The following is a 15,037-nucleotide window of genomic DNA, read 5'->3' as shown; positions in this document are numbered from 1 at the left end:
GGAGTGGTGCATAGTGGGGTTACTTCAGCGTATTTTGAGTTTTTGGGGATTACTTTGTCTTGTCTGCTTATCTGCTTCTGTTTCTGCAGATGACTTTACTCAAGGTAAGTGTTCGAATTTAAATCACAATCATGGTTTTTCAATTACCTTTACAGTCCCTAACCCTAAAGAAACAACCGTTAAATTAACCGCTAATCATTTCACTTCTATTTTATGGACAAGTGACGGTTCAATTGCAGCAGAAATTACAGATACAACCGTTGACCCCGGTGATAAAGTGCTTTTGATTTATAGTCCTACTCAGGCTAATGGTAAAGAAGGGGACTTAATTTATAAACTGAGTAACGGAACTGATTTTATAGAGCAAGAACGAAAGTCTATAGAAGTTGAAGGAGGCAATGGGAAATTATTAGTTGAAGGAGATCCTGCGACAGTAGAGTGTGGCGAGGTAGATGATGTACCTATATTAACTCCTAATTATTGTGCTTTATTTCCTGAACCACTTCAGAGTTGGACTGGTGTGCAAAGTTCCTTGAACATAACAAATAGCACAGCAAGGATTACAGGTTGGTCAGATGAATATAAAACAAAATATTTAAAACGAGTATCCGAAGGGTATCAGTTATCAGATCCTGATACATACACATCTATAGATGAATTCTTACTATTGGGATTTGATCAAACTGGTGAGTATTATCATATCTATAACTTCCCAATTTGTGCTGGAGTATCGTGTGATGTTGGTAATACTGATGGTGAATTAGAATCTAGAAAAGTCGATGGGGGTAATGTATTACCTATACCTGAAAAAAGCCCTACAGGAAGTTTAACTATTAATGGTGGAGATGAGATTGCACAAAATTGTGGTAGCACCTCAACAATTTGTTCATATCAAGAAAATGGCTCTGATGTTAATGTCACAATAAAAAGTGATCTTGCAACTTTTAAGATATATAAATTGCTTGATAGTAAATATGACCATGTATCTATTACTTTTCAAAATGGCATTTATATTTCTAACTTTCAAGTTGGTAGTGGTGGGCCCGACGGAAGTCTAAACTTGGTGTTTCCAGAAGATGCCAATGTCACGTTTGATTCATTTGATCATACAAACGGTAGTCTAGGGTATGATTTTCAGCCAAATGTAAGAATTAACGTTAGAACCAGTATAGATTTTAGTACCTCAGTCGCGACAACTTCGGGTTCATCGTATCCTATTATTTATGTGCCACAAGGATCAGTTACTTTCCATACTGCGGGCTCTGTATTTAAAGGGTATATATTGGCTGATTTATTTAGTATGAGTAGCTCAAGTGTTATAGAGGGGGCGGTGACGGCAAGGCAAGCAAACTTTAATAATAGTCCCCAAATTAGAAAGCCAGATGGTAATGTTTGTTCTACTCCGCCACCATCTAACCTTATCTCTAGCATTGAGATTCAACCCAATAACTACCATCTTACCTGTGAAGACAGCAACTCAGTCTACGTTGTCCCGTACGATCAAAATGGACAACCGATGAGTGATGTTGGCACTGAGAGTGTCTCACTAACTGTACCTGGTGTATCGGTGAGTGGAGGGGCTTTTGATAGTGCCAACCAACGTTTTGTTTTTAATATTGATAGCAGAGATAATAATGAGTATGGCGATGTATTAGCAACGGCAGAAGTAGTCGGTAGCTCTGCTAGTGATCAAGAAAATATCAGTTTTGTACCTTATAAGTTTGATATTAAACCTAGTTCAGATCTTACTTGGGGAGGGCAGGATTTAGAGGCTTTTGCTGGTGAATTAAAAAATATTGATGTTAGAGTCCTTGGTTGTACTAATAATTCATCTCCAGCGCCTGTTGTTATTAACTATGACAAAACATTATCTGCATCTAACGCTCTAACGTATATCTTACAAAGGCCGAGTAGTGGCGGAACGGGTCAATTAAGCAGTGCTGACTATTCATTTTCAGGTGGAGAGGTAAGTAACGTTGGTGTGAATTTTGATAACTCAGGTCAGTTATTAGTAACTCTGGAAGATAGTAGTTTTCAATGTACACCTAACGTAGCAAATATCATTAATTGCCCCAGTGATGGTGGCACATTAAAAGGGCAGTTTACGTTTAAAACTCGCCCATGGAAAATAGCCTTATGTAATATCCAATCAAATGGTAGGACAAACCCTGCTGGTGGAAGTACTGGTAACGGGTTTATAGCATCAGGTGAACCATTCTCTGTTGATTATCGCCCTATCGTTCATCCGGACTCAGCCAACGGTAATTCTGATGAGTGCGGTTATCCAATAACCAGCAATTATGCATTAGATAATGGTCCTCTTGAGCTCAGTTATAATGTTGTTTATCCAACAAATACAAATGTTAATCAAGGCAGTATGACTCCTGATTTAACGGTTGTACCTCCCTTTAATTCAACGGATACAAATGGCATTAAAACTCTTGATCATACATGGAGTGAAGCTGGTTCGATTGAGCTTACTTCACAAGCAACCTATCTTAGTATGGTAGTAGATCCAGATAGTCAGATGATTGGCCGATTTTATCCTGATTACTTTACTATTTTGAATAATAGTTGGGATGATCCAACAGGCCAAAGCTTTACCTATATGAATCAAAAATTTGCCAAAGTTACCGCAGAGGTTGGGGCGTTTAATACATTAGGTGGGGCGACTAATAATTATGGTGAATTCTTGCCTGAGCATAAGGCAAGTTTTGAATTTGATGAAGACCGTTTAAGCAATAGTGGTCCTCAAGATCTTGCATCTAATGCCAGTTATAGTGGCAACATTTGGCGTTTAGATAGTGATGAAATCTCATGGATGAAACTATTTGATTTTACTCCTGACGGGCCATTTAACTTTGCGGGAGGCGCAGAGAAAAAAGTATCTTTAAAAGTGACCTCTGCAACAGCGACAGATACTGCTCAATTTAAACAAGACAGAGGTGATGCATCCGGTATCACGACACAACAGTTACCCGATGAAGATCCTAGAGTGGTCTTTGGGCGCGTTAATTTGAGTGATGTCGGTGGGGTTGAGGGCACAAGTATTACCGTCCCCCTTCAGGTGCAATACTGGAAGAACGGGATGTTTGTTAATAATGAATTTGATAGTTTTAGTTTAATCAATGCAGAGATGGATGGTAATCCAACGGTTATTTGGCCGGTGGGTGGCAGCACAACAGTGACACTAGAAGGCACAGCAGATGTTAATAATGGTGTTGCGAATAGTGGATTAGTAGCAAAGCAGAGTGTTGCAGCAAGAGAACAAGTAAAAATCACACAACAACTTAACTCTTTAACAAATGAAATGCCTTGGTTAATGTTTGATTGGGATCAAAACAAAACCGACGAAGAAAACCCTTCAACCATTGTAACTTTTGGTATCAACCGTGGTAATGATCGAGTCATCTTTAGAGGTGAACCGGGTCTATAAGTTCCGAGTCATGTTCTATTTTTGGCGTTTAGTCAGGGAATTGTCAGAAAAAGGGGTATTAAGGCAATGTTTATCCCTCTACACCTTGCTGAATAAGTGAGGCATTGGTACATTTAATACAATTTTGTCTTCCAAAGATTGTGAGAAGAGCGCCTAGTTATGTTTAAAAAAATTCGCGGAATGTTCTCAAACGACCTATCTATCGATTTGGGTACAGCGAACACACTAATTTATGTAAAAGGACAAGGCATTGTCCTTGATGAGCCATCTGTTGTGGCTATTCGTCAAGATCGTACAGGTTCAACAAAAAGTGTTGCAGCTGTAGGTCATGATGCGAAGCAAATGCTAGGACGTACTCCTGGCAATATTTCTGCTATTCGCCCTATGAAAGATGGTGTAATTGCAGACTTTTTCGTGACTGAAAAAATGCTTCAACACTTCATTAAGCAAGTTCACGATAACAGCATCCTAAAACCAAGCCCTCGTGTATTGGTTTGTGTTCCTTGTGGTTCAACACAAGTAGAGCGTCGTGCAATTCGTGAATCAGCATTGGGCGCTGGCGCTCGTGAAGTTTACCTAATTGATGAGCCAATGGCGGCGGCAATTGGTGCAGGACTACGCGTTTCTGAGCCAACAGGTTCAATGGTTGTTGACATCGGTGGTGGTACAACTGAAGTTGCGGTTATCTCGCTAAACGGCGTAGTGTACTCATCTTCTGTACGCATTGGTGGTGATCGCTTTGATGAAGCCATCATTAACTACGTTCGTCGTAACTACGGCAGCTTAATTGGTGAAGCAACGGCTGAGAAGATCAAACACATGATCGGTTCAGCATACCCTGGTGACGAAGTAGAAGAATTAGAAGTACGTGGTCGTAACCTTGCAGAAGGTGTGCCTCGTAGCTTTAGCCTAAACTCAAACGAGATCCTAGAAGCACTGCAAGAGCCTCTATCTGGTATCGTTTCTGCAGTAATGGTTGCACTAGAGCAGTGTCCACCAGAGCTAGCTTCTGATATTTCAGAAAACGGCATGGTACTAACCGGTGGCGGTGCACTACTTAAAGATCTTGATCGCTTGCTAACAGAAGAAACAGGCATTCCTGTAGTTGTTGCAGAAGAGCCACTCACTTGTGTTGCTCTTGGCGGCGGTAAAGCGTTAGAAATGATTGATATGCACGGTGGTGATTTATTCAGTGAAGAATAATTCTTCCATTGAATGTCACTCATTAACTATATAAACGGATATTAAAGAATGAATCCTATCTTTGGCAGAGGTCCTTCTCTGCAATTGAGACTCTTTTTTGCCGTATTACTATCAGCCAGCTTAATGTTGGCTGATAGTCGTTTAGATACCTTCGCAAATGTACGCTATGTATTAAATAGCACTGTTGCGCCAATCCAGTATCTAGCCGACCTACCAAGAACGATGTTTGGTGAACTCTATGAGCGTTTTAGTAGTAAACAGCAGTTGCTAACAACTAATAAAGCGCTTCGTGATGAGTTACTTAAACAAAAGAGTGAACTGTCGTTACTGTCTCAATACAAAGAAGAAAACCAACGATTTAGAAAATTGTTAGGCTCTAGTTTTATTCGAGATGAAAAGAAAGTAGTAACAGAAGTCATGTCGGTAGACTCTTCATCCTACCATCAGCAAATTGTTATCGATAAGGGCCGCACTGATGGCGTTTATCAAGGGCAACCTGTCATTAATGAAAGCGGAATTGTTGGGCAAGTCACCGAAGTGGGCGCTCACAATAGCCGAGTGCTGTTATTAACTGACGCTAACTCGGCTATTCCTGTTCAAGTGATTCGTAATGATATCCGCGTGATTGCCGCTGGCAGTGGCAATGTGATGCAAATGCATTTACAACATATTCCAAGTAACTTCGATATCCAGCAAGGTGACGTTCTAGTGTCTTCTGGGTTGGGTGATGTCTATCCTGAAGGGTACCCAGTTGCTACCGTAAACAAGGTGCAAATAGATAACCATCAAGAGTTCTCAACTATTATCGCCACTCCGGCAGTTGATTTTGGGCGTTTACGTTATTTACTTTTAGTTTGGCCTCAGCAATCTAAGCAAGAACTTCCTGCAATAACCGAGCCGCCTGTACAACCAGAACAACCGGCAATTGAGGTTGATGATGAATAATATCCTTGGCAGTAAACTGGTTATTTGGACAACATTCTTAGTCGCTTTAATTCTGCAAGCCATTCCTTGGCCGGGTACGATGGATATACTTCGTCCATCGTGGTTAGTTTTAGTTACTTGTTATTGGGTGATGGCTGCGCCTCATCGAGTCAATGTTGGAACAGGACTTATTCTTGGCCTATTGTGGGATCTGCTCTTAGGTTCAACTTTAGGCATTCATGGAATGATGATGGCGATTGTGACCTATTTGGTGGCGATTAACTTCCTAGTAATTCGAAACATGGCACTGTGGCAACAAGCGCTGGTCATGGCGCTGCTGAGTATGCTCAGTATATCGATAGAATTCTTTGGCGAGTTTGTTATTCAAGATGTAGTATTTAATCCTGCATCACTGTGGGTAGCTTTAATTAACGCTATTCTATGGCCTTGGCTATTTTTGTTGTTGCGTCGTGTGCGTCGTATTTGGAGAGTCAGATAATTCATGTCTAAATCTCTAATTTTAGCGTCAGCATCACCTAGAAGACGTGAACTTTTATCTCAATTAGGTTATGAGTTTACTATACTCATCAGTAACATAGATGAAATTCGCAATCAGGATGAGTCGCCGAGTCAATATGTACAGCGATTAGCTGAAAGCAAAGCGAAAACAGTGCTTCAACAAGCTTGCGTGCAGGGCATTTCAGACCCTGTAGTGATTGGCTCAGATACCATTGTGACTCAAGGTGAATGTGTATTTGAAAAGCCAGAATCTTTGCAAGATAGTATAGAAATGCTTGGTCAACTGTCGAATGCAAAACATCAAGTGATGACGGCAGTTTGCGTTTCTGATTTAAATAAAACACAGACCATTATTTGTATTACAGACGTATGGTTTAAGCCTCTCAGCCTCCAAGAAATAAAAGATTACTGGCTGACTGATGAACCATGCGACAAAGCAGGAAGCTACGGAATTCAGGGTATAGGCGGAAAGTTTGTTACGCGTATAGAGGGCAGTTACCACAGTGTGGTAGGGCTACCTTTATTTGAAACCGAACAGCTCTTGCACCAATTTTTCTAAATTTAGAGGTGTGCTATGAGCGCAGAGTTATTGATCAACTCCACTCCGAGTGAGACACGAGTTGCTATGATTGAAGGCGGCGTCCTTCAAGAAGTCCATATAGAAAGGGAAGCTCGCCGAGGAATCGTCGGCAATATTTACAAAGGTCGAGTAAGCCGCGTTCTGCCCGGAATGCAGGCTGCATTTGTTGATATAGGTTTAGATAAAGCCGCCTTCCTACACGCTTCCGATATTGTTCCTCATACCGAATGTGTTGCTGAGAACGAAAAGCAGCAGTTTAAAGTGCGTGATATTTCAGAACTGGTTCGCCAAGGTCAAGATATTGTAGTGCAGGTGGTAAAAGATCCACTTGGTACTAAAGGCGCACGTTTAACCACTGATATTACACTTCCATCTCGTTATCTTGTCTTTATGCCCGGCGCAAGTCATGTCGGTGTATCTCAACGCATAGAGTCAGAAAAAGAACGCAATCGTCTTAAAAAAATTGTCGCGCCTTATTGCAGTGAGACGGGTGGATTTATTATCCGCACCGCGGCAGAAGGTGCAGATGAAAAAGAACTGGCACAAGATGCCGCGTTTCTTGAGCGCCTATGGGAAAAAGTCATGGTGCGCCGTTCAAAATACATCACCCGTTCTACTTTGTATGGTGAGTTAGGGCTAGCCCCACGTATTTTGCGCGATTTTGTTGGTACCGAAATTTCTTCCATTCAAGTTGATTCACGCATGGTTTATGACTCTTTGCTTGAGTTTACCGAAGAGTTTGTTCCTGAGCTTATGGATAAGCTGAGTTTGTATGACGGTGATAAACCTGTTTTTGATTTATATGATGCAGAGAGTGAAATTCAACGTTCTCTTGACCGTAAGGTCACATTAAAGTCAGGCGGTTATCTTATTATTGATCAGACGGAAGCAATGACAACGGTCGATATTAATACCGGTGCATTTGTTGGCCGACGTAATCTCGAAGAAACCATATTCAATACCAACTTAGAAGCCACAGAGGCGATTGCTCGCCAGCTTAGATTGCGAAATTTAGGTGGCATTATTATTATCGACTTTATCGATATGATCAGTGATGAGCATCGTAATCGCGTACTGGCTTCTTTGGATGCAGCTTTAAGTTTTGACCGAGTTAAAACCAATATCAACGGCTTTACTCAGCTTGGTTTAGTTGAGATGACACGTAAACGTACTCGTGAAAGTATCGAGCATGTATTGTGTTCTGATTGCCCAAGTTGTGAAGGTCGCGGCTCAGTTAAGACGGTTGAAACCGTGTGTTATGAAGTGCTTCGTGAAATCACTCGAGTGAACCGTGCTTATGACGCGGATAAATTCTTAGTTTATGCTTCACTTGCGGTTGCAGATGCTCTGCAAGGTGAAGAGTCTCACGCATTAGCTGAACTAGAATTGTTCATCGGTAAGCAAGTTAAAATCACAGCCGAACCGCTTTATGTTCAAGAGCAGTTCGATGTTGTAATGATGTAGGATAAGGTTTCATTGGCGTCATTTTCAGTTCGACTAGAGCGATTAATTCTTTCGTTACTAGTGTTTATCTTCGTTTCATTAGCGGTGCTAGTCACCGCTTTACGTATTGCCTTACCACGCCTAGACAACTATCAACAAGAAATCGAAAGCTGGATTAACCAAGGCTCAGGCCTTAACTTTACCATTGGTGAAGTTCACGGCTATTGGAAAAATACTCACCCTTCATTATCTCTCTCTGGTCTGCAAGCCGATATCCCTAAAGGGGTCAAAGCTTTCTCCGTTGGAGAAGTGCGCGCCGAATTTGATTTAGTCGACTCTCTTTTAAGCTTACAACCTAAGGTCAGTGAGTTAGTCGTCGATGGCTTGCATATTGATATTAGTGATATTGACCTTTTTCATCGTAATGATGAGGGGCAACAGCCGAAAAAAGAAGATGATCAGAAATTACTGCACAATTTAGAAAACCTGATACTTCGTCAACTGAGTGAGTTTTCACTGACTAATTCAAGTTTGGTGTTCAAGAGTGCTGACGGTGGTATTCGTGAAGTTGAAATTGAAAATCTAAATTGGCACAACAACGAAAATCGTCACCGTGCTGACGGGGTGATCAGCATTAAAGATGTTCAGCTCAATAGCGTGAGTGTGATTGCCGACTTTACTGATAATAATGGTCTTGCTGACATTAGTGGTGATTTTTATTTACAGGGCAACAACTTCAATATTACGCCTTGGGTCTCTCCCTATCTAGCCGACGGTGTTGTCGTCGATAAAGGGCGCGTCAGTCTGAATACTTGGGTGTCTCTTAAAAATAACACTCCGATAGATGCTTATTTAGAGATCTCTCCTTCTCAGTTGCAATGGCGCGATAAACATAATGTTAAAAGCTCCATTTCCATCAACGGTGGGGTGATGAAACTAGACCCAACCGAAGAAGGTTGGCAGCTCAATGGACAAGATCTTGCGATTAGTTCTAATGGACAGAAATGGCCGGATTTAAACATTGCCTTTCAGTGGTCTCCTGAGCAATGGAAACTTAATGCAACTGAAATTAAGTTAGATAGATTGACCCCGATTTTAGATTTATTGCCAGACATGGAGAAAACTAAAAATTGGGTTAATACCGTCAAACTTGATGGCAGAGTAAAAGACATTCGTGTGTCTATGGGCAAAGGTGTCGAGTCTTTGCGTTATTCAGCAAAAGTTGAAGATGGGCGCATGGAACATTGGGAATTGCTTCCCGGGTTCCATACATTAGAAGCGCAAGTTTTTGGGCGCTCTGATTTGGCTAAAGCCAGAGTCACGATGATTGATGACACACTACCCTATGGTGATGTTTTCCAAGCGCCTTTAAGTATTCGCCAAGCAGAGCTTGATCTCGTATGGCAATCCGATGATGACGGATGGAGACTGTGGTCTGATAAAGTGACAGCCGCAACACCCGATCTTCAGGTATTAGGCGCGTTTAAACTCGATTTTCCTAAACAATCTCCTGCCTTTTTATCTTTTTATGCGGAAGCTGATTTACTCAATGCCGGTCAAACATGGCGCTATTTGCCAACGTTGGCGCTAGGGCGAGGTCTTACCGATTACCTATCTTCAGGTATTCAAGGTGGTACGGTCAAAACAGCAAAACTACTATGGTATGGCGAGCTTTCTAAGTTCCCATATCGTAATAATGATGGCGTTTTTCAAGCTTGGGTGCCGCTGCGAAAAACCAAATTTAGTTTTAGCACTGAATGGCCTGCGCTAACCGATATGCAGTTGGATTTATTGTTTGAGAACGAAACTATGTTCTTGGACTCTAGAGATGCCAAGCTATTGAATATCCATGCCGATCGTATTTCGGGGCAAATTCCTCAAATGCACGGTGATGGACATATAGAGATCTTTGCCGCGGCAAAAGCCGAAGGCTCTGATGTGCGTGATTATATGAGCGCCACACCTTTGGTTGGCTCAGTGGGCGCGGTGTTAACAACCATAGATATTAAAGGGCAAGTTGATTCTCAGTTTCAGCTGCACATTCCTTTTAGTACCAAAGAAGAGCCTAGAGCTTGGGGCTACGCTGATCTCAATAATAATGACATCAATATTACCGCGCCACCGATGAAGTTGACCAAAGCCAGTGGTCGAATTGAGTTTGATAATGATGTTGTTAAATCTTCGGGGCTTAAAGCCGGTCTGCTTGGGCAGCCTATCGCTTTAGACTTTACTGGGCAAAATGCTGAGTCGAGTTACGATACTCGCATTGATCTGATTGGAGATTGGAGCACTAAGCCTTTAATTCCTTATCTTGGTAAAACATGGCTTGAACCTATCTCAGGGCATGCACCGTGGAATATGGGTATCGATCTACAGATTAATGATGTTGGCTTTACCTATCAGATTGATGCTAAAGCTAATTTAACCTCATTAGCCAGTAATTACCCTGAGCCGATGAAGAAAAAGAAAGGCGAAGTTTGGCAAGCTCGAATGCAAGCATCGGGTAATCAAGAGTCCATTTCGGCAAGGCTTCAGCTTCCTGTTGCTAAGTTCCAAACAGAAATAGATATCACACAGGGTAGACCGGTACTTAAAGCCACAAATACCGTGATTGGTTCGGGAAGTTTCCGCGTAAGCCCTATTGTGGGTCATCATGCTTCACTTCGCTTACCCAAGTTTGACGTCGATGAATGGCGTGAAACGTTAGGTAAGTCTGCGGTGGGTCCTAAACCTATTGTTAGTGAGTTGAATGCGCCTGAGTTTCCAACGCCACAAAGAATTAGAGTTCAGACAGATAGTCTTACTATTGGTGGCTTGGACTGGAATGACGTGGATCTGATTGCGCGTAATCGCAACAATAAATGGGATCTGAATATTGATAGCTCGCAAATAAAAGGCAAGGCAGATTACGATGGTCAGCACCTTAATGTGGCTTTATCTCAGCTGCAATTGTATTTAGCGGATCCTGAAAGTTTGGTTGATGAGTCAGTAGTGGATCAAAATGATCTTAAAAACCAAGAAAAACCTAAGCCATTAATTTCCGACTTTGACCGTTCATTTTTTGCCAACATTCCAAGCTTTGATTTGAAGATTGATGACTTTTGGATGCAAGGTTACAAAGTGGGCAAGGTAGATGTGGTGATGAAGCACGATGGTCAGCGCCTTGTTTGGGATAAAGCTAATTTGACCAGTGGTAAGTCAAGTGTGACGGCATCGGGCTGGTGGAAGCTAACAGACAAAGATAGTGTGACTCATGTTGATATTAATGCCAAAGGGGATAATAACTCCGAAATCATGGCTCGCTTTGGTATCAACTCAGGTATTCAAAAAGCGCCGTTTGAGTTTGATTCATCATTAGACTGGAAAGGCTCGCCATGGAATATACAAGTTGATACGCTCAACGGCACATTAGATGCAGACTTTGGGCGTGGTGTTATCTCTGATGTCGGTGGCGCGGCTAAACTGCTGGGCATGTTCAGCTTAGATTCTCTTGTCCGACGCATGCAGCTAGACTTTAGCGATGTGTTTGATGATGGACTGGCATTTGATTCCATTGAAGGTTCAGGTAAGGTTGAAAATGGCATATTTGTCACTAACAACCTTAAAATGGACTCTATTTCCGGAGACATGACTATTCGAGGTTTAGCAAATCTAAATACTCAAATGGTTGATGCAGAAGTGACCTTTAAGCCAGATGTTACCTCTGGTATTCCAATGCTCACCGCTTTTGCTGTAGCACCGCAAACAGCGCTTTATGTGTTGGCGATTAGTACGGTAGTGGCCCCGGTTATTGAGATCATCACTCAGGTGACTTATGAGATAAAAGGCCCGATGAATGCGCCGACTGTGAAAGAGAAATCACGTCGTAAAGGCGACTACGAAGTGCCTAAAAAACTTCGCTCTGAATCATAAGGGCTAGATGATGGAATCGTCAAAGATCGGTTTGATTCAAATGACATCGGGAAAGGATGTCACTGAAAACTACCAATATATTGAGACGCAAGTTAGAGAGCTTGCCTCGCAAAATTGCCAGCTTATCGTGACACCTGAAAACAGCCTATTGTTTGATAGTGCGCAAGCTTATCAAGTACTTGCAGAGGATCTAAATTCAGGTCCTATTCAGTCGCAATTGGCTGAGTTAGCAAAAGAGTTAGCAGTATGGATTGTAATCGGGTCTTTTCCGATTCGAGCCGATGAGGGGAAACTTTACTCGACTTGCTTAGTCTTTAATGATCAAGGTGAGTTAGCTACTCATTACAACAAGATGCATTTATTTGATGTTGATGTTGAAGACGGGCATGGTAGTTACCGTGAGTCAGACTGTTTTGAACATGGTCATCAGCCGCAAGTTGTTGCAACGCCTTTAGGTAAATTAGGGCTGACGATTTGTTATGATTTAAGATTCCCTCATCTTTTTAATGTACTGCGTGAGCAAGGCGCTGATCTGATATTAGTCCCGGCGGCGTTTACCGCAGTGACAGGAGAAGCCCATTGGGAAACGCTTCTTCGAGCAAGAGCAATTGAAAACCAAGCATGGGTTATTGGTGTTGGTCAATGCGGTCAGCACTCCTCTCAAAGGCATACTTGGGGACATTCGATGGTTATCGATCCTTGGGGAAAAGTAGTCGCTAAAGGCGCAACAGAACCTTGTAACTTAACAGCTGAGATAGAATTACATCAAGTGGAGCAAATTCGTAAGGCGATGCCGGTTGCTTCACATCAAAAAATTTCTAACCTCATTAAAAATGAGGACAATTGAGTAAATTATGACTATTGAACAAGTAGAACAAGAACTGCTATCTCCGACAGGATTGAATGAGCAGGATATAAACAACGCACTTTCTTTAATTACTAGCCGTGATGTGGATTATGCTGATGTGTATTTTCAAGCTAGCTGGCATGAAACATTAGTACTAGAAGATAGCATCATTAAAGATGGCTCTTTTAATATTGATCGTGGTGTTGGTGTTCGAGCGGTCAGTGGTGAGAAAACAGGTTTTGCTTATTCAGATCAAATTCAAGTTGATAGCCTAAAGCAAAGTGCTATCGCAGCTCGCGGCATAGCTAAGCAAGGACAAACTGGCACAGTTCAGACTTTTTCTCGTCATAGTTCTAATAAAATTTATGCAGGTATTAATCCACTGCACAGCCTAGAGAAACAACAAAAAATTGATCTTTTAAAAGAGATCGATATGTATATCCGCACTAAAGAGCCGTTAGTCAGTGAAGTGAACGTAGGCTTAAGTGGCGTTTATGAGCAGGTGCTTGTGGCAGCAACGGATGGTACGTATGCCGCTGATATTCGTCCGCTAGTGCGTCTTAATATTAGCGTACTGGCTCAACGTGGTGATCGTCGTGAACGTGCTTCTGTTGGTGGTGGTGGTCGTTATGATTATCAACGTTTTCTTGCTATGGATGGTAGCAAAACCGTCGCGATGAATATGGCCGATGAGGCTATTCGTCTGGCTCTAGTCAGCCTTGAAGCAGAAGCGGCGCCCGCTGGAGCTATGCCTGTTGTTCTTGGCGCAGGTTGGCCGGGAGTGTTACTTCATGAAGCGGTAGGTCATGGTTTAGAAGGTGATTTTAACCGTAAAGATTCGTCTGTCTTTTCTGGAAAAGTCGGCGATAAAGTAACTTCAAGTCTTTGTACTATCGTTGATGATGGCACTATGAAAGACCGTCGTGGCTCACTCAATATCGATGATGAAGGTGTTGAAGGACAATACAATACGCTCATTGAAAACGGCGTATTAAAAGGTTACATGCAAGATAAACTCAATGCTCGCTTAATGGGCGTAGCACCGACGGGTAATGGTCGTCGTGAATCTTTCGCACATCTTCCTATGCCGCGCATGACAAATACTTATATGTTGCCGGGTGAACATACACCAGAAGAAATCATCTCTACCGTGAAGAAGGGACTATACGCACCAAGTTTTGCTGGTGGTCAGGTGGATATCACTTCAGGTAAGTTCGTATTCTCTACATCAGAAGCGTACCTAATTGAAAACGGTAAAATTACTCGTCCAGTTAAAGGCGCAACGCTCATCGGTTCTGGAATCGAAGCCATGCAGCAGGTATCTATGGTCGGTAACGATCTGCAAATAGATAAGGGTGTTGGTGTGTGTGGTAAAGCCGGTCAAAGTGTTCCTGTTGGAGTTGGTCAACCAACATTGAAGTTAGACACTATAACGGTTGGTGGAACTGAATAAGTCGCGGTTCGACTTATTGACGACATACATAATTTAAATAACAGACTCCAATACAAAGTTAACTCATCCTAGATATTAATATTTAGGATGAGTTAATCAAACATAAGGGCGATGACCGTCTTTATGCGTCTTCTTCGTTAAGTCCTTTAAGAACTTGGAAAATTTCACGGTAAGCTTTTGGTGGCTTACTGGCTTTTTTCTCTTTATTTGCTTGGCGCGCTAATTGGCGTAAACGCTGTCTGTCTGCTTGTGGAAATTGATTTAATACTTCCTCGATAGCAGCATCACCCTCTGCAACAACACGATCGCGTAGCAATTCAAGCTTGTGTAACTCAGCAGATGCTTGAGAGTGTTTGTTGTGATATTTATCTAAAGCCGCTTGAATTGGCTCTATTTCAATTTGTCGCATTACTTTGCCAATGTATTGAAGCTGACGACGTTTTGCTTCATTTTTAAAACGTTGGGCATCTTTAATGGATATGGCAAGGCTTTCTGGTAGTGGAAACTTATCCAATACACCTGGTTTTAGCGCGACAAGTTCTTCACCTAGTTTCTGTAAGGCTTCCATGTCTTGTTTCATTTCGGTTTTACTAACCCAAATGATTTCTTCTTCTTCATCCCAAGGGGCTTTCTGGTTTTTTCTGGCCATAATCTGCTCTTAGTTGTTCAATTCTGAATACGTATTTCACTTTATGTCGGTTATTTTAACAAACAAATTGG

General features: G+C 41.9%; 10 protein-coding genes. 9 read left to right on the top strand and 1 reads right to left on the bottom strand.

From position 1 onward, the window contains the following. Positions 1–13 precede the first annotated feature (13 nt). The 9 genes from A9260_RS02805 to tldD all read left to right on the top strand — a co-directional run bounded on the left by A9260_RS02805 (position 14) and on the right by tldD (position 14,317). Positions 14–3,436: a DUF6701 domain-containing protein gene (locus tag A9260_RS02805; protein ID WP_068695968.1), complete on the top strand. Its 3,423-nt coding sequence runs from the start codon at positions 14–16 to the stop codon at positions 3,434–3,436. A gap of 159 nt (positions 3,437–3,595) precedes the next feature. Next, a complete protein-coding gene (locus A9260_RS02800) occupies positions 3,596–4,639 on the top strand; it encodes a rod shape-determining protein (RefSeq protein WP_068695966.1) in 1,044 nt (347 codons plus the stop codon). Between the two features lie 48 nt (positions 4,640–4,687). After that, positions 4,688–5,584: a rod shape-determining protein MreC gene (mreC, locus tag A9260_RS02795; protein ID WP_068695964.1), complete on the top strand. Its 897-nt coding sequence runs from the start codon at positions 4,688–4,690 to the stop codon at positions 5,582–5,584. Continuing rightward, a complete protein-coding gene (gene mreD, locus A9260_RS02790) occupies positions 5,574–6,062 on the top strand; it encodes a rod shape-determining protein MreD (protein WP_068695962.1) in 489 nt (162 codons plus the stop codon). Before mreC ends, mreD begins: the two co-directional genes overlap by 11 nt. 3 nt (positions 6,063–6,065) lie before the next feature. Beyond that, positions 6,066–6,641, top strand: a complete 576-nt coding sequence (locus tag A9260_RS02785) for a Maf family protein (protein WP_068695960.1) — start codon at positions 6,066–6,068, stop codon at positions 6,639–6,641. A 15-nt stretch (positions 6,642–6,656) separates the two neighbouring features. Continuing rightward, complete coding sequence (gene rng / locus A9260_RS02780; protein WP_068695958.1) at positions 6,657–8,126, top strand: ribonuclease G; 1,470 nt, start codon at positions 6,657–6,659, stop codon at positions 8,124–8,126. A gap of 12 nt (positions 8,127–8,138) precedes the next feature. Beyond that, positions 8,139–12,017 (top strand): YhdP family protein, encoded by a 3,879-nt coding sequence (locus A9260_RS02775; protein ID WP_068695956.1) that lies wholly within the window; start codon positions 8,139–8,141, stop codon positions 12,015–12,017. Between the two features lie 10 nt (positions 12,018–12,027). Beyond that, positions 12,028–12,864 carry a carbon-nitrogen hydrolase family protein gene (locus A9260_RS02770; protein WP_068695954.1) on the top strand — a complete coding sequence of 279 codons (837 nt, stop codon included), beginning with the start codon at positions 12,028–12,030 and terminating at the stop codon, positions 12,862–12,864. 7 nt (positions 12,865–12,871) lie between these two features. Beyond that, positions 12,872–14,317, top strand: coding sequence for a metalloprotease TldD (gene tldD / locus A9260_RS02765; RefSeq protein WP_068695952.1), 1,446 nt, complete (start codon positions 12,872–12,874; stop codon positions 14,315–14,317). A 121-nt stretch (positions 14,318–14,438) separates the two neighbouring features. Here tldD and yjgA read toward each other — a convergent pair whose 3' ends face one another. Beyond that, positions 14,439–14,966, bottom strand: a complete 528-nt coding sequence (yjgA, locus tag A9260_RS02760; RefSeq protein WP_068695951.1) for a ribosome biogenesis factor YjgA — start codon at positions 14,964–14,966, stop codon at positions 14,439–14,441. Between the last annotated feature and the right edge of the window lie 71 nt (positions 14,967–15,037).

Origin of the sequence: Vibrio sp. UCD-FRSSP16_30 (assembly GCF_001676025.1) — a bacterium.
Lineage (GTDB): Bacteria > Pseudomonadota > Gammaproteobacteria > Enterobacterales > Vibrionaceae > Vibrio.
The sequence above is the reverse complement of the archived record's forward strand: the minus strand, read 5'-3'. Positions and strand labels throughout refer to the sequence as shown.